This window comes from Nonomuraea sp. K271 (genome assembly GCF_009908215.1).
GTDB lineage: Bacteria > Actinomycetota > Actinomycetes > Streptosporangiales > Streptosporangiaceae > Nonomuraea > Nonomuraea longispora.
On the sequence record NZ_JAAAHR010000061.1, the window covers coordinates 1 to 16,584 of the forward strand.

The 16,584-nt window shown below is 69.9% G+C and carries 14 protein-coding genes; 4 read left to right on the forward strand and 10 right to left on the reverse strand.

Features of this window, described 5'->3' with window-relative positions:
- Together GUY59_RS21640 and GUY59_RS21645 are read right to left on the reverse strand one after the other, a co-directional pair.
- Positions 1 to 578 (reverse strand): CYTH domain-containing protein (locus tag GUY59_RS21640; RefSeq protein ID WP_138208804.1); only part of this gene is annotated, 578 nt, incomplete at its 3' end.
- 263 nt (positions 579 to 841) lie between these two features.
- Complete coding sequence (locus GUY59_RS21645) at positions 842 to 1,612, reverse strand: trans-aconitate 2-methyltransferase (RefSeq protein ID WP_201761166.1); 771 nt, start codon at positions 1,610 to 1,612, stop codon at positions 842 to 844.
- A gap of 57 nt (positions 1,613 to 1,669) precedes the next feature.
- Between GUY59_RS21645 and GUY59_RS21650 the strand changes: the two genes are divergently transcribed.
- On the forward strand, positions 1,670 to 2,176 hold the full coding sequence (locus GUY59_RS21650) for a MarR family winged helix-turn-helix transcriptional regulator (protein WP_132341231.1): 507 nt from the start codon (positions 1,670 to 1,672) through the stop codon (positions 2,174 to 2,176).
- Positions 2,177 to 2,569: 393 nt separating this feature from the next.
- Here the strand turns inward: GUY59_RS21650 and GUY59_RS21655 are convergent, their stop codons facing one another.
- The 3 genes from GUY59_RS21655 to GUY59_RS21665 all read right to left on the reverse strand — a co-directional run bounded on the left by GUY59_RS21655 (position 2,570) and on the right by GUY59_RS21665 (position 6,532).
- The gene (locus GUY59_RS21655) at positions 2,570 to 4,411 is read right to left on the reverse strand and encodes an ABC-F family ATP-binding cassette domain-containing protein (protein WP_138201782.1); all 1,842 of its coding nucleotides are present in this window, start codon (positions 4,409 to 4,411) and stop codon (positions 2,570 to 2,572) included.
- Positions 4,412 to 4,652: 241 nt separating this feature from the next.
- Positions 4,653 to 5,555, reverse strand: coding sequence for a 4-(cytidine 5'-diphospho)-2-C-methyl-D-erythritol kinase (locus GUY59_RS21660; protein WP_138201781.1), 903 nt, complete (start codon positions 5,553 to 5,555; stop codon positions 4,653 to 4,655).
- 461 nt (positions 5,556 to 6,016) lie between these two features.
- Entirely contained in the window at positions 6,017 to 6,532 is a 516-nt protein-coding gene (locus GUY59_RS21665) for an NlpC/P60 family protein (RefSeq protein ID WP_138201779.1), read from the reverse strand.
- 254 nt (positions 6,533 to 6,786) lie between these two features.
- On the opposite strand from GUY59_RS21665, the gene GUY59_RS21670 reads away from it, so the two are divergent.
- Positions 6,787 to 7,167: a hypothetical protein gene (locus GUY59_RS21670; protein WP_138201778.1), complete on the forward strand. Its 381-nt coding sequence runs from the start codon at positions 6,787 to 6,789 to the stop codon at positions 7,165 to 7,167.
- Positions 7,168 to 7,186: 19 nt separating this feature from the next.
- Here GUY59_RS21670 and rsmA read toward each other — a convergent pair whose 3' ends face one another.
- Positions 7,187 to 8,026 carry a 16S rRNA (adenine(1518)-N(6)/adenine(1519)-N(6))-dimethyltransferase RsmA gene (rsmA, locus tag GUY59_RS21675; protein ID WP_236667385.1) on the reverse strand — a complete coding sequence of 280 codons (840 nt, stop codon included), beginning with the start codon at positions 8,024 to 8,026 and terminating at the stop codon, positions 7,187 to 7,189.
- Between the two features lie 139 nt (positions 8,027 to 8,165).
- Here rsmA and GUY59_RS48865 point away from each other — a divergent pair, with 139 nt between their 5' ends.
- Together GUY59_RS48865 and GUY59_RS21685 are read left to right on the forward strand one after the other, a co-directional pair.
- Positions 8,166 to 10,004 carry a serine/threonine-protein kinase gene (locus GUY59_RS48865; protein ID WP_289514042.1) on the forward strand — a complete coding sequence of 613 codons (1,839 nt, stop codon included), beginning with the start codon at positions 8,166 to 8,168 and terminating at the stop codon, positions 10,002 to 10,004.
- The gene (locus GUY59_RS21685; protein ID WP_138201776.1) at positions 10,001 to 11,191 is read left to right on the forward strand and encodes an FG-GAP repeat protein; all 1,191 of its coding nucleotides are present in this window, start codon (positions 10,001 to 10,003) and stop codon (positions 11,189 to 11,191) included. Before GUY59_RS48865 ends, GUY59_RS21685 begins: the two co-directional genes overlap by 4 nt.
- 34 nt (positions 11,192 to 11,225) lie before the next feature.
- Here the strand turns inward: GUY59_RS21685 and GUY59_RS21690 are convergent, their stop codons facing one another.
- The 4 genes from GUY59_RS21690 to GUY59_RS21705 form a co-directional block, all read right to left on the reverse strand.
- Entirely contained in the window at positions 11,226 to 12,134 is a 909-nt protein-coding gene (locus GUY59_RS21690; protein WP_138201775.1) for a resuscitation-promoting factor, read from the reverse strand.
- 83 nt (positions 12,135 to 12,217) lie between these two features.
- Positions 12,218 to 13,072, reverse strand: coding sequence for a TatD family hydrolase (locus GUY59_RS21695; RefSeq protein ID WP_138201774.1), 855 nt, complete (start codon positions 13,070 to 13,072; stop codon positions 12,218 to 12,220).
- A gap of 108 nt (positions 13,073 to 13,180) precedes the next feature.
- Positions 13,181 to 14,962 carry a methionine--tRNA ligase gene (gene metG, locus GUY59_RS21700; RefSeq protein WP_138201773.1) on the reverse strand — a complete coding sequence of 594 codons (1,782 nt, stop codon included), beginning with the start codon at positions 14,960 to 14,962 and terminating at the stop codon, positions 13,181 to 13,183.
- A gap of 393 nt (positions 14,963 to 15,355) precedes the next feature.
- Positions 15,356 to 16,576, reverse strand: coding sequence for a glycosyltransferase family 2 protein (locus GUY59_RS21705; RefSeq protein ID WP_171055421.1), 1,221 nt, complete (start codon positions 16,574 to 16,576; stop codon positions 15,356 to 15,358).
- Positions 16,577 to 16,584: the final 8 nt, after the last annotated feature.

Sequence of the window (16,584 nt, forward strand, 5' to 3'; positions counted from 1 at the left end):
GGTTCGAGGAGTTTGGCGAGCTTGCTGGAGGAGGCCGACGGGGTCGCGCCCGCCTTCCTGAGCCGCTTGCCGACCTTGGCCAGCAGCGCCTTTTTGCCGTCTTCGAGCAGCTCGGCCTCGACCTCGCGCCACCGCACGACCATGGGCTCCTCGCCGAAGACGGTGCCCTTGACGTGGTCGTCGGCGATCTCGACGAGTCTGGCGTCGCCGTCGAACAGGACCGTGACGCTCCTGCGCGTGTCGAGTTGGGCGACGGGCTGCAGCTCGGCGCCGCGGGTGAAGGCGCGGACGAGCTCGGCGAGTTCCGCCGGCACGATCTTGGTGCTGCGGGTGAGGGGATGGGTGATCTCCTGGCGCACGCCCTTGGCCTTGGGCAGCTTCAGGTGCCAGCCGGGATCGGCGCCGCCTCGCCGTCGTCTGAGGGTGACGCCGCGGGAGGCCAGCCGCAGGTCGGGCGTGTCATAGTAGAGGGCCACGAGCTGGTAAGTCTTCGGACCGACAACGTCGGCCAGCCCACTCAGGTCCGGAATTTCGTACTCTGCGGGGACATCGAACTTGTCCTCGATCTCGATACCCACTACACCTCGCCAAAGTCCGATTTCGGACCATAATGCCACCTCTAGGTGAACATCACACGAATCGCAGGAGCTCGATTCTGTTGCCCACCGGGTCGGAGACGTAGATGCGGCGGGAACCGGGAAAGAGGTCGTCCGGCACGGCTCCGGGGATCTTCGCGGCCGCAGGCCGAGCACACCCGCGTAGAACTCCCGCAGCAGCGGCTCGCTCTTCGCGGGCGAGCTGAACGTGATGCACCGCTCTGATCATCGCCGTTCCCTCCTCCTCATTTCTGCAGCACGACGAAGATCCTTCTGAACGGAAACGGCGTGCCGAAATTCCTGGCCGGATAGGCGTCGGCGAGCAGCTGGGCCAGATCGCGCTTGAACCGCCGCTGTTCGTCCGGGGGGAGGCGGTCGAGAATCGGGCGCAGCGCGGTGCCGGACACCCAGTCGAGCACCGGATTCTCGCCTTGCAGCACGTGAATGTAGGTCGTCTCCCACGCGTCGACCTGGGCGCCGCCCTGGTTGAGCAGGTCGAGATAGTCGAGGGGGTCGCCGACCGGATTGCCCCTGGGCACGTCGCCGAGCCGGTCGGACCAGGCGCGGGAGGCGCACAACTCGCGGATCGCGACGTGGCTGGGCGCGTCGAAGTTGCCCGGCACCTGGAAGGCCAGCCAGCCTCCAGGCGCCAGTTCCTCGACCCAGTGCTCCAGCACGGAACGATGCTCGGGCACCCACTGCAGCACGGCGTTGGAGACGATCACGTCCACCGGCCGGTCGGGCCGCCAGGTGGCCACGTCGGCCACCGCGAACCTGGCCTTCGTCTCCAGCCGCCGCGCCTTGGCGATCATCGCCGGCGAGGAGTCGAAACCCTCCACGGTCGCACCCGGCCAGCGCACCCCCAGTTGGGCGGTGAGCTCACCACTTCCGCAGCCGGCGTCCACCACGTAGTCGGGATCGACCGCCCCCACCCTGGAGATCAGCTCGATGAACGGCCTCGACCGCTCGTCCGCGTAGACGGCGTACGTTACCGGGTCCCAGATATCTCTTGACATGAAGATAATTGATATCGAGAGAGATATCTCGATGTCAAGACAGTACACTTCTGTGTCATGACCGAGGATGCTAGAGACGAGGTCGACCGCCTCGTCGCGGCTTGGCGAACAGAGCGCCCCGACCTCGACGTCGAACCACTCCAGGTGCTCTCCAGGGTGTCACGACTGGCCAAGCATCTCGACCGGGCTCGACGGGCGGCGTTCGCCGAACACGACCTGGAGCCGTGGGAGTTCGACGTGCTGACCGCACTGCGAAGGGCCGGCAAACCGTACGAACTCAGCCCAGGCGCCCTGTTGCGGGCCACACTTGTGACCTCCGGCACCATGACCAACCGCATCGACCGCCTCGCACAGGCCGGCCTCGTACGGCGCCGTCCCGACCCCGAGGATCGGCGTGGCGTGCTCGTCTCCCTCACCGAAACCGGCCTCGCCCGCGTCGACGCCGCCTTCTCCGACCTGCTCCGCCGCGAACACGACCTGCTCTCCAACCTCGGCCCTACCGACCAGCGCGCGCTCGCCGGCCTCCTCCGCACCCTCCTCGCCCCGTTCGACTCTCCCCTCTGAAACCCACGGCCCACCGGCCGGCACATCAAGCAGTCCCCCAGCCGCCCGTTCACCCCACCTCCCCGAACTCCTCGCAAGCAACTCTGTCGCCGGGCGAACACGCCTGCAGGACGTCCTGGTGCCGCCGCAGCGAAGCGGACGGTGAAGGGGCGCTCGTTACGGCGAGTACGCCGTTGGCCCTCACGACCGGCGCGTGACAGAGGGCCGCCGGCGTCGGCGGGGCGGGCACCTTGGCTGTGCCGTAACAGAGGCAGGACGCGCCGGGGGGAGAGCCGACCCGCAAGGAAAGCAATCCGACGCGCCGCAGTACATCGGGGCTCTCGTCGGTCGGGCTGGGCTCCCGGGATCGCTGAAGAGGAATTGCGGCGAGGTCCTGAGCGATCAGGGATGGAATCAGTCGCCGAGGCGGTCGGCGGTCTCCAGCCACTCGGCTTCGAAGGACTCCTTCTGGGCGGTGATCTCGCGGAGCTCGGCGTCGAGGGTGCCGAGCCTGGCATAGTCGGTGGCCGCTTCGGCCATGGCGGCGTGCAGTTCGGACTCCCGGTCGCTCAGCTTGTCGAGCTGGCGTTCGAGGCGGCCCAGCTCCTTGCGGAGTTCGCGCTCCTCCTTGGCGGAAAGCCCGCTCGAAGCGGCCTGAGCCGGACCCGCAGCCGACGCCGCGGAGCCCTGGGCGGCGGCGCCGGGGCTCGTGGTCGTCGTGGTGGTCGTGACGCTGGCCACGCGGGCCGTCAGAGCCGTGCCGGCGGCGCGGCGTTCGAGATATTCGTCGACCCCGCCGGGGAGCAGCGACAACGTGCCGTCGCCCAGCAGCGCCACGCAACGATCGGTCACCCGCTCAAGGAAGTAGCGGTCGTGGCTGACCAGGATCAGCGTGCCGGGCCAGGCGTCCAGCAGGTCTTCCAGCTCGTTGAGCGTCTCGATGTCGAGATCGTTGGTGGGCTCGTCGAGCAGCAGCACGTTAGGGTCGTCCATGAGGAGCCTGAGCAGCTGCAGCCGCCGCCGCTCGCCACCCGACAGGGAGCCGACGATCTTCCACTGCGCCTCGCCCTTGAACCCCAGACGTTCGAGCAGCTGGGACGCCGACCACTCCTTCTTGCCGACCTGGAGATATTTACGTATCTCCTCCACCGACTCCAGCACCCGCCGCTCCGGGTCGAGCTCGGCCAGCTCCTGCGACAGGTGCGCCAGGCGTACCGTCTTGCCCCTGACCACGCGGCCGTCGTCCGGCTTGACCGTGCCGGCGAGCAGCCGCAACACCGACGACTTGCCCGACCCGTTGACCCCGATCAGTCCGATCCGGTCACCCGGGCCGAACTGCCACGTCAGGTGGTCGAGCACCAGCGGCCCGCTACCGGGCCCGCCCGCGTGCAGGGTGACGTCCTCCAGGTCGTAGACGGTCTTGCCGAGGCGGGCCGCGGCGAACCGCATCAACTCCACGGTCTCCCGCGCCGGCGGCTCGTTCGCGATCAGCGCCTGGGCGGCCTCGACGCGGAACTTCGGCTTGGACGTACGGGCGGGCGGACCGCGCCGCAACCACGCGATCTCCTTACGCATGAGATTCTGGCGGCGTTCTTCGGCGGCCTGGGCGATCCGTGCGCGCTCCGCTTTCGCCAGCACGTAAGCGGCATATCCGCCCTCATACCGTTCGACCCGTCCGTCCATGACCTCCCACGTACGGGTGGACACCGCGTCGAGGAACCACCGGTCGTGCGTCACGACCACCAGCGCGCTCTTCCGGCCTGCCAGATGCCCGGCCAGCCAGGCGATGGCCTCGATGTCGAGGTGGTTGGTGGGCTCGTCGAGCATGATGAGGTCATGGTCGTCGATGAGCAACTGCGCCAGCGCCGTACGCCTGCGCTCGCCACCGGACAGGTCGGCGGCCCTGGCCTCCAGGTCGAGGTCGCCGATCAGGTTGGACAGGATCTCGCGAACCCGCTGATCCCCGGCCCACTCGTGCTCCGCGAGCCCGCCGAGCACGATCTCCTTCACGGTTGCGTCAGGGGCGAGCGTGTCCTGCTGCGACAGGAAGCCCACGCGCAGCCCGCGGTTGTGGGTGACCCGACCGGTGTCCGGCCGCACTGCCCCGGCGATGACGGACAGCAGGGTCGTCTTACCGCCCCCGTTGCGCCCGACGACCCCGATGCGCTCCCCTGCCTCTACGCCCAGGGAGATGTCGCTGAGGAGTGGTTTGGGCCCGTAAGCATGTGAAACCGACTCAAGGTTGACCAGATTCATGGCATACCCAGCGTATCGGCTCGCCACCGGCCGCCCGACAGCAAAGAGCCATCCGCCCTTCCTGACGGCCTCCGCCACCGCGACGTCCCGCTCGCCCAGCCTTCGCACGGAGCGACGGCGGTCAGACGGTGAGCGGCATCGGCGGCCACCGTACGGAGAAAGCCCTCGCGCTGCGGCGGAGAACCGTGTCAGCAGCCGCCGTACGGAGTGCGGTGGCTGTCCGTGCGGTGAGGGGTGGTGGTCAGAGGAGGGTGGCTCCGGCGACGGGGCCGTGGGCGGGGACGGCGGTGTGGGCGGCGCCTGTCGTGGTGAGACCGCGGGCCAGGTCGCGGGCGTGCAGGGCATCGATGGCCAGGAACGCGCACGTCGGACCGGAGCCGGAGACGATCGCCCCCAGCGCCCCGTGCTGGCGCCCTGCTTCGAGGGTCGGCGCGAGCTCCGGGCGGAGGCTGAGCGCGGCCTCCTGGAGGTCGTTGCTCAGGTGGGCGCCCAGAGCGTAGGCGTCACCGGTGCCCAGTGCCTCCATCAGGGAATCGTCGAGTTGAGGCCAGGGCACCTCGGCGGCCGAAGCCTCCCTGAGGCGGTCGCATTCCGCGTAGACGCGGGCTGTGGAGAGCCCGCCGTCCGCCAGCGCGAACACCCAGTGGAACGTGCCCCCGGTGGGCAACTCGCTCAGCTGCTCGCCGCGCCCCGTACCCACCGCAGTGCCCCCGAGCAGCGAGAACGGCACGTCGCTCCCGAGGTCGGCGCCGATCTCCATGAGGTCTTCGAAGGGCAGCCCGAGCCCCCACAGCTCATTGCAGGCCACCAGCGCGCCCGCCGCGTCGGCGCTGCCACCCGCCATCCCGCCGGCGACCGGGATGTCCTTCTGGATGAGCAGGTCGGCGCCGTAGCCGCGGCCCGCGTGCTTGGCGAGCGCACGGGCGGCCCTGATCGCCAGGTTGCTGTCGTCGACCGGCACCTGACCGGACCACTTCCCCGACACCGACACGGTGATCGCCTCGGACTCCTTGGCCGTCACCTCATCGAAGATCGACACAGCGTGAAAGACGTTGACCAGGTCGTGGAAGCCGTCCTCCCTGAGCGGGCCGACAGAAAGTTGCACGTTGACCTTCGCAGGCACACGCACGGTCACCGAACTCATCGATCTTCTGCCACTTCCATCACTTGCCGCGGTCAAGGACACTCGATGGTATCGGGGCCCGCCGCCCTGACATGCGGTTGTCTCAAGGTGACTGCTCCGTTCCCCAAGGAAGCGGCTTCTCGCTGAGCCGCTTCCGCGGCCTGGCGAAGGGCGAGCCCTGCCCTGAGGATGTCGGTCGCCGCGTTCACATCGGCGTGTGCGGTGTGCCCCGTTGCACATGTCTTGCCGCCGGTGGCTGCATGGCAAGGCTCTTGGGCCAGGTGGTCGGGTCGGTGAGCGAGGAGGGTGGGGGCGTTGGCTGATGTGACGGTGATCGAGGTGCCGCAGTGGCGGGGATCGGGAGCTCCCACGGCACAACGGCTGATGGAAGGCGCGCGGTTGCTCGCCGACATGGTGATGTCTGCTCGGGACGGCGAGGGGCGGGCCCGCTGTAGGCCCGAGCAGGGCGATGTGGATAGCGGTCAGCCCGGGCGTACGGCGCCACGGAACGCGGTGCGGAAGTAGGGCGAGCGGAGGAAGTCGACCTTTCGCACCACGTCGCCCGTCTTCGGAGCATGGACCATGACGCCGCCTCCGAGGAACAGGGCCACGTGGGTGGGGTCGCCCGTGCCGCCGCCGAAGAACAGCAGGTCGCCTCGGCGGCGAGCGCTCAGCGGGATCCTGCGGCCCTGGCGGAACTGGGCGCCGGTGTAGTGGCTCAGTCGTACCCCGGCCTTCGACCAGGCGTAGAGGGTCAGGCCGCTGCAGTCGAAGCCGGTCGTGGCGGCTCCTCGTCCGATGCCGATGGTGGGACCCTTCGCTGAGCCTCCGCCCCAGGAGAAGGAGACGCCCAACTGGCCGAGGGCCGCGGCGGCGGCTATCTCGCCCCTGGTCGGGGTGCGTTTGAGTTGTGCCAGGGCGGGATCGGGGACTGCGACGAGAGCGGTGCACAGGCCGCCGCCGAGGGCGAGCCAGACGAGAGCGATGCGTCGGAACATGGGGCCTCCCTTGTTCGTACGTGAGTTCGGGAGACCAGGATGATGTGGCGGGGTGAGGGGAGGTGGAGCCGAGCGGTGTTCTGTGGATGACGGGGTCGCGACGGTGGCGGACTGTGGACGAACACAGCCCGGGGACTCGCCTATGACTGTGTGGACGCCGGGTCAAGGGCCGCTTTCGTTCGCCGGCCGCACGATGTACGGGAGGGGTCCGGGAAGTGTGGCCCTAGGGTGTCCGCCGTGAACCCTCCAGCAGCATGCACGCCCCCATCCCTGTCATCACGGCCGGGACAGTCGTCGGCCTGGTCTCTGCCGCGCTGATCGCCACCCGGACGCCCCTAGCGCTCTTCGGCCTGCTCGGTGCGGCGGTCGCGTGGGGACTGTGGCAGGGCTGGCGAGGCCCAAGGCTGCTGGCGATCGTCTTCAGCGCCGTCGCGGTGTTCCAAGGCGGGCGTGTGCTGGTCGCTTTCGTCCAGGGCGGAGCCGTGGCGGGCGGATTCACAATGGTGATCGCCATGGCCATGGTCGCCCTCGTCCCGGCCGGTTGCGCGGCCATCGTGCTGCTGTTGCTGCCGCGGTCGTCACGAGCCAGGTTCGCTCGTCGCCGGCCGCCGGCAGGCAGTGCGTACGCATCGTGATGCAGCCACCGCGCGGCGATCAGGGGCGAGATTCGGCTATGCGGACAAAGGCGTGGATGTCGAGTTGTTCGCCGCGGGCCGACGGGTCGACCCCGGCCGCTCTGAGCGCGGTTTCCGCCTGGGCCGGGCTGCCCGCCCACGAGGCCAGGGCCGCGCGCAGGGTTTTGCGGCGCTGCGCGAAGGCCGCGTCGATCACCGCGAACACCTCTTCCCTCGACGCCGTCGTGGCGGGCGGGTCACGGCGGACCAGGGACACCAGCCCAGAGTCGACGTTGGGGGCGGGCCAGAAGACCGACCGGCCGACCGGGCCCGCCCTGCGCACGTCCGCGTACCAGGCGGCCTTGACCGACGGGACCCCGTACACCTTGGAGCCGGGACCGGCGGCCAGGCGGTCGGCCACCTCCGACTGCACCATGACGAGGCCCTTGCGCAGCGACGGCAGCGCTTCCAGCAGGTGGAGCACCACCGGGACGGCGACGTTGTAGGGGAGGTTGGCCACGAGGGCGGAGGGGGTGAAGCCCAGCAGGTCGGTCTCGGAGATTTTCATGGCGTCGGCGTTGATCACCGTGAGCTGTTCGGAGACCCCGCGGTCGGTGACGGTGATGGGAAGCTGGTGGGCGAGCACCGGGTCGATCTCGACGGCCACCACATGCGCGGCCGACGCCAGGAGCTCCAGGGTGAGTGAGCCGAGGCCGGGGCCCACCTCGATGACGACGTCATCGGGGGACAGGTCGGCCACCCGCACGATGCGGCGGACGGTGCCCCCGTCGATCACGAAGTTCTGCCCTAGCTTTTTTGTCGGACGAAGATCTAGCTTGTTCGCCAAAATACGTATTTCTGCAGGGCCCAACAGCCTCATCATCTCCTTAGTCTCCCGCATCGAAGAACCTGAGATGGCGTACGGGGGAACCAGAGGAGAGGATGGCGTGGAACAGGAAGGGACGTCCCTGATGGAGCCAACGGGCGCCGCGCCCCTACGCCCGACGGACTTGCGGGAGGTGGGACCATACCGCCTGCTCGGCCGGCTCGGCGAGGGGGGCATGGGGACCGTGTTCCTCGCGCGGGCGCCGACGGGGCGGTTCGTCGCGCTCAAGGTGGTGAAGGCGGAGTTCGCCAACCAGGAGGGGTTCGCGGCCAGGTTCCACGCGGAGGTCGACAGCGCCCGGCGGGTGGCGTCGTTCTGTACGGCCCAGGTGCTGGACAACGGCAACACCGGGGACGGCAGGCCCTACATGGTGACCGAGTACATCGCGGGCACTCCCCTGTCCGACCAGATCACCAGGCACGGGTCCTTAGACCCAGGGCCGCTGCACGGAGTCGCGCTCGGGGTCGCGGCGGCGCTCGCGGCCATCCACGTGGCCGAACTGGTGCACAGGGACCTCAAACCGGCGAACGTGATCCTTTCGCTGTCCGGTCCCCGCGTGATCGACTTCGGGATCGCCAGGGCGCTCGACCGGGAGAGCGGGTTCACGCTCTCCGGCGAACTGCTGGGAAGTCCGGGATGGTGGGCGCCCGAGCAGGTGCGCGGTGAGCCGGTCAGCCCGGCGGCCGACATCTTCGCCTGGGGCTGCCTGGTGGCCTACGCGGGCAACGGGCGGCACCCGTTCGGCCGTGGCGACCCCATCACGCTGGCCCACCGCGTCCTGAACACCCAGCCCGACCTCGGTACGCTGCCCCCGCCGCTGGACGACCTCGTCCGCCTGGCCACCTCGATGGATCCGGCGCAGCGCCCGACCGCGCAGGACCTGCTGATCGCGCTGGTGGGCGGGAACACACCCGTCCCGTCGATCAACCCTCCGACGCTGGTGGCGTCCGAGATGCTGAACGACTGGCGGCCGCCGCAGAAAGAAACGGACGATACGGACGTGACGGCCGCGTTCACGACTTCCTCGCCGGGTGACACGCGGCGGGAGGTGATCGGCGCCCCGGCCGACTCCGAGCCGCCGCAGGATGACACCCGTCACGACGTCCCTCACGACAGGCCGCAACCGGGTGCGGAAAGCCCTCACGAGAACTCGCCGGGCGGGACGCGGGAGGCGCGGCAGGGCGCGACGCCCGGCGAGGAGCGGGCGCAACCAAGTGCGGCGTCCCTTGAGGAGCGGGCGCGGCGTGAGGAGCTGGCCGCCAGGGAGGATCTCGCCCGGTGGGACGCACGGAACCAGGCCGCAGCACCGCGACCCGCCCAGCCGGGCCATACGGGCGGGGAGCCGGAGGGACGGGCGCCGAAGTCGCGAAGCGCGACCCGTACGGACACCTGGCCCGGCGAGCGTGGCACCCCCGCGCCCGCCGACGCGCCGGCCACGCTCGGCGGCGCCAGGACGTCCGGTACCCGCTGGCTCATCGCCGCCGCGGCCGCCGTGCTGGCCATCGTCGTGACGGCCGGTGTGCTGATCGCTACCTCCGGCCGTACCGGCACCACCCCGGGCGACGCGGGCGCTGTCTCGCCGGGGGCCACCGGCGCGCGCCCCAACGACGTGGGCCGCAGGTTCGCGCTGGGCCCGGACTTCGACGATCCCGTCGCCGTCGTCGCATCCGTCCCGGAGTGCGGGCTCAGGACGTACGAGGGTACGGCGGCGTCCAGGGGGCAGCTCTGCGTGATCCGCTGGACGGTGATCAACCCGGGCGGCGAACGCATGCCGCTGGCCGAACCCGCCGTCACCATGGTCGACGACCGGGGCGCCCAACACGATCCGGCGGCCGTCACCCTGCCCCCTGCCGTCCCGCCTGGCGGGCGGGTGGACAGCGCGTTCGTGTTCGACCTGCCCAACTACCGCAAACCCGTGAAGATGACGGTGACCATGCCGGATGACGGCAAACAGATCGAGGTCACGCTGTGACGATACGTTCCACTCTCGTCGCGCTGCTGCTCGCTGCCGGAATGCCGCTCGTGTCCGCTTCGGGGACGGCCTGCGCGGGAGAGTCCGACTTCGACGGTGACGGCGTGGCCGACGTGGTGGTGGGCGACCCGTTCGGCGACGGTCAGAAGGGGGCCGTGCACGTGTTGTCGGGCGACAAGGTCGTACCCGTCGCCGTTCCCGGTCTGGCCAGGGGTGACGCGTTCGGCTGGTCGGTACGGATGGCGAAGGTCGACGGGGACGCCTGCGCCGACCTCGTGATCGGCGCCCCCTACGCGGACGTCGACGGCGCCGAGGACGCCGGGGCCGCGTACGTCGTCTACGGCGCCCGCTCCTTGCCCCCGCAGCGGCTGACGGCGGCGCGACCGCAGCGGTTCGCGCACTTCGGCTGGTCGCTGGCGGCGCGGGACGACCTGGTGGCGGTCGGCGCACCGTACGAGGACGAGAACCGGCTGCTCGACGTGGGCGCCGTCTACGTGCGCAAGGGCACGGGCGAACTGCGCAGGATCAGCCAGGAGTCCGTGGACGTGCGGGGCAACAGTGAGGTGGGCGACCAGTTCGGCTGGTCGATGGCGTTCGGGCCGGGGAACGGGCTGCTCGTCGGCGTTCCGTACGAGAACGACGACGGCGTGGGCCGCCAGGTCGAGGACGGCAAGATCGACTCGGGTTCGGTCGTTTTCATTGACGACGTGCTGGCGGCCGAGCTGACGACGGCGAAGCTGGACTCGCCGACCGACGCCTCAGGCGACAGGTACGGCTACGCGGTGGCCTACGCCGACGACGCCGGGTACGCGGTGAGCTCGCCGGGCCCGGGGAACGTGCAGTTGCTCGACGAGGCCAGGAAACCGGTGCGTACGGTGACACAGGCGGGCAAGCAGGCGTTCGGCTTCTCGTTGGCCACGTCGGACGACGGCAGGCTGGCCATCGGCGCACCCTACGGCGGCGGCGTGCGGGTGGTGTCCTGGCAGGACCCCTCCGAGGAACGTGACCTGCCGACCCGCGACGGCCTGTTCGGCTGGTCGGTGGCCTTCAGCGGCAACAAACTCTTCGTGGGGCAGCCGGACGCGCAGCCGTACGGGAGGGTGGCGGTGACGGGCCGCAACGCCGAGACGCCGCGCCCGCTGCAGCCGCCGAAGGGCGCAGACTTCGGGGTGGCGGTGGCCGGTTAGCGGCTCACACGAACAGCCGGCGGCAGGAGGGCGGTCAGCGGAGCAGGCGGTCGCCGCAGGTCGGCCACTGGCTCGCCCAGTCGCCGCCCACCCGCTGGTAGAGGACCTGGGCCCGGTACGTCTGCTCCTCCGCGGGCCAGTCGCTCGGCAGCCCGATCCCGCCCACGGCCTCCCACATGCGCGTGCTGAACTGATACATGCCGTAGTGGGGCCCGTCGGGGTTGTAGGCGAGCGGGTCGCCGTGGGCGACGCATTCGGCCAGGGCCGGCCAGTCGAGCCGCGCCACGGCGGGCCTGACCTGTTCGGGATGCCGCGGGGTGACGGTGATGACCGTGCCGTCCCCGGGGAAGCTGTCCAGCGGCGGCGTCACCTGGTGTCCGTGGCCCAGCGTGATGCGTTTCCGCTTGAGCACCTCCCGTACGGTCATGGCCGTCGTCCGCGAGGTGAGCTGCCGGTTGCCCGCGACGACGTGGACCTCGCGCCTGGTGTGGACGGTGAGCGCCATCCCCGACAACGGCACCGCGCGGCCCGGCGGCGCGGAGAGCGTGCCGTTCGCCGGCTCGATGTCCAGCTCGGTCAGGGCGTCGGCGACGTTGGTGGCGGTGACGAGGTGTGTGCTGGTACGGCCGTCCACGGTGACCGTGAGCGGGCGGGCGCGGCGCACCTCGATGATGCCCCCGTCGGCGACGCGTTCCCGCACGGCCGGGCGTACGACGTCGCCGGTGCCCACCGAGATCCCGGCGTCGGCGAGCACCTCCTCCACGGTCCCCGCGAAGCCGCGCACGGCCGCCTGCTCGCCGTCGACGACCACGACGACCTCTTTGACCAGCAGGGACGTCGCCACGAGCGTGCCGAGCGCCACCGCGCCCGCCAGGCACACGACGGGCGTCCACGGGGAGCGCCACGGGATGGGCGGGCGCGGCGCGCGCCTCTTGCCTCGCACGGACCACCTCCGGTTACGGGCGGGAAACGCCCGAACGCTAGCCGTGGTCGTGCTCCGGCATCCGCCGGTTCACCAAACGATGGTCACCACTCGCCGAAGACCGTGACTCCGTTGGCGCTGATCGCCTCGCACAACCGGTCAGGATGGGCGGCCTTGACCTTCGCCAGGCAACGCAGGGTCAGGGGAATGAGGTAGGGGGCGTTGGGCTTGCCCCGGTGCGGGACGGGAGGCAGGTAGGGGGCGTCGGTCTCGACCAGCATGAGCTGCTCGGGCGCTACCTCGGCGGCCGCGCGCAGGTACGCGGCGTTCTTGTACGTCACCGGGCCGGAGAACGACATGAAATATCCGGCCTGAACGCACTTTTTCGCCATCTCGGCGTCGCCGGAGAAGCTGTGGAACACCACCTTGTCCGGCGCCCCCTCCTCGGCCAGCACCCTCAGCACGTCGTCGTGCGCCTCGCGGTCGTGGATGACCAGCGCCTTGCCGGTGCGCTTGGCGATCTCGATGTGGGCACGGAAGCTCGCGTGCTGGTCGTCCCTGCTCGCCCAGTCGCGGTAGTAGTCGAGACCCGTCTCCCCCACCGCGCGCACCTCCGGCCGCCGGGCCAGCGCCTCGATCTCGGCCAGCACCTCGGGAGTCGCCTCGTGGGCCTCGTTGGGGTGGACGGCCACGCCGGCGTAGACGCCCTCCTGCTCCGCCGCCACCTCCGCGTTCCACCGGGAGGAGGCCAGGTCGTAGCCGACCGTGACCAGCCGGGTCACGCCCACCGCGCGGGCGTCGGCGAGTATGCTCCGCACGTCGGCCGCGGAGGCCTGCGCGGCCAGGGCCACCGGATCGCCTGACGACGCCTGCCGGTTGCCCACCATGATGTCGAGATGGCAGTGGCTGTCGAACACGGGCGAGGAAAGCGGCTCAGGCGCGGCGGGAAGCTTGCTCACGGCATCCAAGGTAGCCTCCCCCGGTCCCGGCGCCGCCCACGAGGGCGGCACACACGAAAGGCGCCGCCCACAGGGACGACGCCTTCACGTGTGCGGCCTGCCGGACGGTCACTCCCCCAGCCGGGCGAGCTCCTCGTCGACGACCTTCGGGTCGAGCTTCTTGAACAGCGGCACCGGCGGCGCGAGCGGCGTGCCCGGCTTGATCGGCCGGTGCTCCCACCGGGCCGCGTCGTCGTAGTCGCCGGTGATCACCGGGTAGGGGTCGCCGCCGTCCTCGTCGACCTCGCGGATCTCCGGCATGCCCGACCACACGCCCTCGCCGCCCAGCATGGCGTGGACCTTGTTGGACGAGCTGGGCAGGAACGGCGTGAGCATCGTCTTGGCGTCGTCGACCACCTGGAGCGCCACGTGCAGGATGGATTTCTGCCGCTCGGGGTCGCCCTTGAGCTTCCACGGCTCCTGCTCGGCCAGGTATTTGTTGGCCTCGCGCACCACGTCGAGCGCCTCGGTGATCGCGTTCTTGAACCGCGACCTGCCGAGCTCCGCGCCCACCGGGCCGAACGCGTTGCGCGAACGCTCAAGCAGCGCCCGGTCGGCGTCCGTGAGGTCACCGGCCTCGGGAACGGCCCCGAAGTTCTTCGCCGCCATCGAGATCGACCGGTTGACGAGGTTGCCCCAGGCCGCGACCAGCTCGCCGTTGTTGCGGTTGACGAACTCCTGCCAGGTGAAGTCGGTGTCCTGGTTTTCCGGGCCGGCCACCGCGATGTAGTAGCGCAGGGCGTCGGCGTCGTAGCGCTCGAGGAAGTCGCGCACGTAGATGACGACCTGGCGGGAGGAGGAGAACTTGCGGCCCTCCATCGTCAGGAACTCGCTGGAGACCACCTCGGACGGCGCGTTGAGCGCACCCAGCGAACCCGGCGTGCCGCCACGGTCGCCCCGGCCGCTGTAGCCGAACAACATCGCCGGCCAGATCTCGGCGTGGAAGACGATGTTGTCCTTGCCCATGAAGTAGTAACCGCGGGCGTCGGGGTTCTGCCACCACTGACGCCACGCGTCGGGGTCGCCGGAGCGCCTGGCCCACTCGATCGAGGCCGACAGGTAGCCGATGACGGCGTCGAACCACACGTAGAGCCGCTTGTTGGGCTGGTCGCGCCAGCCGTCGAGCGGGATCGGCACGCCCCAGTCGAGGTCGCGGCTGATCGCCCGCGGCTGCAGGTCGCCGAGCAGGTTGAGCGCGAACTTCAGCACGTTGGGCCGCCACTCGCCCTGCTTGGACTGCAGGTAGGAGCCGAGCACCTCGGCGAAGGCGGGCAGGTCGAGCATGAAGTGCTCGGTCTCGGCGAACACCGGCGTCTCGCCGTTGATGCGGCTCACCGGATTGATCAGCTGGATCGGGTCGAGCTGGTTGCCGCAGTTGTCGCACTGGTCACCGCGCGCTCCGTCGTAACCGCAGATGGGGCAGGTGCCCTCGATGTAGCGGTCGGGCAGCGTGCGGCCGGTGGACGGCGAGATCGCGCCCATCGTGGTCTTCGGGAAGATGTAGCCGTTGTCGTAGAGGCCCTTGAAGATCTCCTGCGTGACGGCGTAGTGGTTCTTCGTCGTCGTCCTGGTGAACAGGTCGTAGGCGAGCCCGAGCCCGGTCAGGTCTTCGGCGATGACGCGGTTGTAGCGGTCGGCCAGCTCCTTGGCGCTGACGCCCTCCTTGTCGGCCTGCACCTGGATCGGCGTGCCGTGCTCGTCGGTGCCGGAGACCATCAGCACCTTGTTGCCCGCCATCCGCTGGTAGCGGCTGAAGATGTCGGACGGCACGCCGAAACCTGAGACGTGCCCGATGTGGCGAGGGCCGTTAGCGTACGGCCACGCGACGGCGGTCAAGATGTGCTGGGACATGGTCCTAAGCCTACGGGGTCTATGAAGATCATTTGTTACGGTCGCCAGTGGTTCCGCCACCGCACGCCTTCGAGAATTTCGTTACGGTCACCGGCGGTCCACCACCCGCCGCACTTCGGCTGAGGGCCCTCCAGGAAACGGCTTCTGACCCTTCACCGCTACCCGCCGCAACGCGAGCCCACCTTGACCGTGTTCCGTGGTCCACGCCTTATCCACGGCACGGGCCGGCAGGGCGCTCCGTAACGGCGGCGCGCCACTGACCGGTCAGAGGGCGTTTCCCTGGACAGAGGCGCGCCCGCGACGGCGGATGGCCGACCACCACAGCGCGTAAAAAACCCGAACCCCCACACCGGCCAGAGGGCGCCTCCCTGGACAGAGGCCGGTCGGCGGGGGTTATTGCTTGGACTTTTCGAGGGAGATCGCCTCTGCGGCCTCCTCGGCTGCCTTGGCGGCCACGTCGATGGAGCTCTCGCGGGTGCGGCGGATGCCCAGGATGCTGATGAACAGCGAGGCGAAGATCGTCTGGAAGCTCATGATGAGCGCCGTCGCCGACGGCACGACGAGCCGCAGCGACTCGCGCGGGTTGAGCTCGCCGAAGCTGCGCACCTGCCAGTGCACCAGCGACATCACCAGCCCGACCAGGCCGGCCAGTGCCAGCAGGCCGCCCACCACGAGCCCCTTCTCCAGGGTCACGATGTCGATGATCTTCCGGATGCGCGGCGACTCCGGCAGGAACCCCTCCTCGGCCGCGTAGACCTTGGTGAACAGCGCGAACAGGGCGGCCTGGAAGCCGATCACCATGAGCGCGGACGTGCCGACCAGCGTGTCGACGTCGAAGGCCAGCTCGCCGATCTCGACCGGGCCGAACGTCAGCGCGGTGCTCGCGACCAGGCCGATGATCATCATCAGCACGCCGGGGTAGAAGAACAGCCACTTGGGGCTGTAGAGCAGCAGGAAACGCAGGTGACGCCAGCCGTCGCGCCACGAGCGCAGGTGCGGCGGGCGGGAACGGCCGTCGGGCGAGAGCGTCGTGGGCACCTCGCGCACGTCGAAGCCGGCCAGCGTGGAGCGGACCACCATCTCCGAGGCGAACTCCATCCCGCCCGTCTGCAGCTGCAGCCGCAGGATGGACTCGCGCCGGAAGCCGCGCAGCCCGCAGTGGAAGTCGCCGATCGCCGACGGGAAGAACAGCCTGCCGATGAACGACAACACCGGGTTTCCTAGATAGCGGTGGAGCGGAGGCATGGCCCCCGGGGCTATGCCGCCCTTGAAGCGGTTGCCCATCACCAGGTCGGCGCCGTCGCGCAACTGCTCGACGAACGGCAGCAGTGAGGTGAAGTCGTAGGAGTCGTCAGCGTCGCCCATGATCACGAACTTGCCGCGCGCCGCCCGGATCCCGCCCATGAGGGCGTTGCCGTAGCCCTTTTCATCGACGTGGACAACGCGGGCACCGGCATCACGGGCCAGCTGCTGCGAGCCGTCCGTGCTGCCGTTGTCGGCGATCAGGACCTCGCCCTCGATGCCGTGCTCCTCCATGCACGCCAGTGCTTTGCGCACACAGACTTCCACGGTCTCCGCCTCGTTGAGGCAGGGCATGACCACCGTCAGTTCCACGTGTCTAC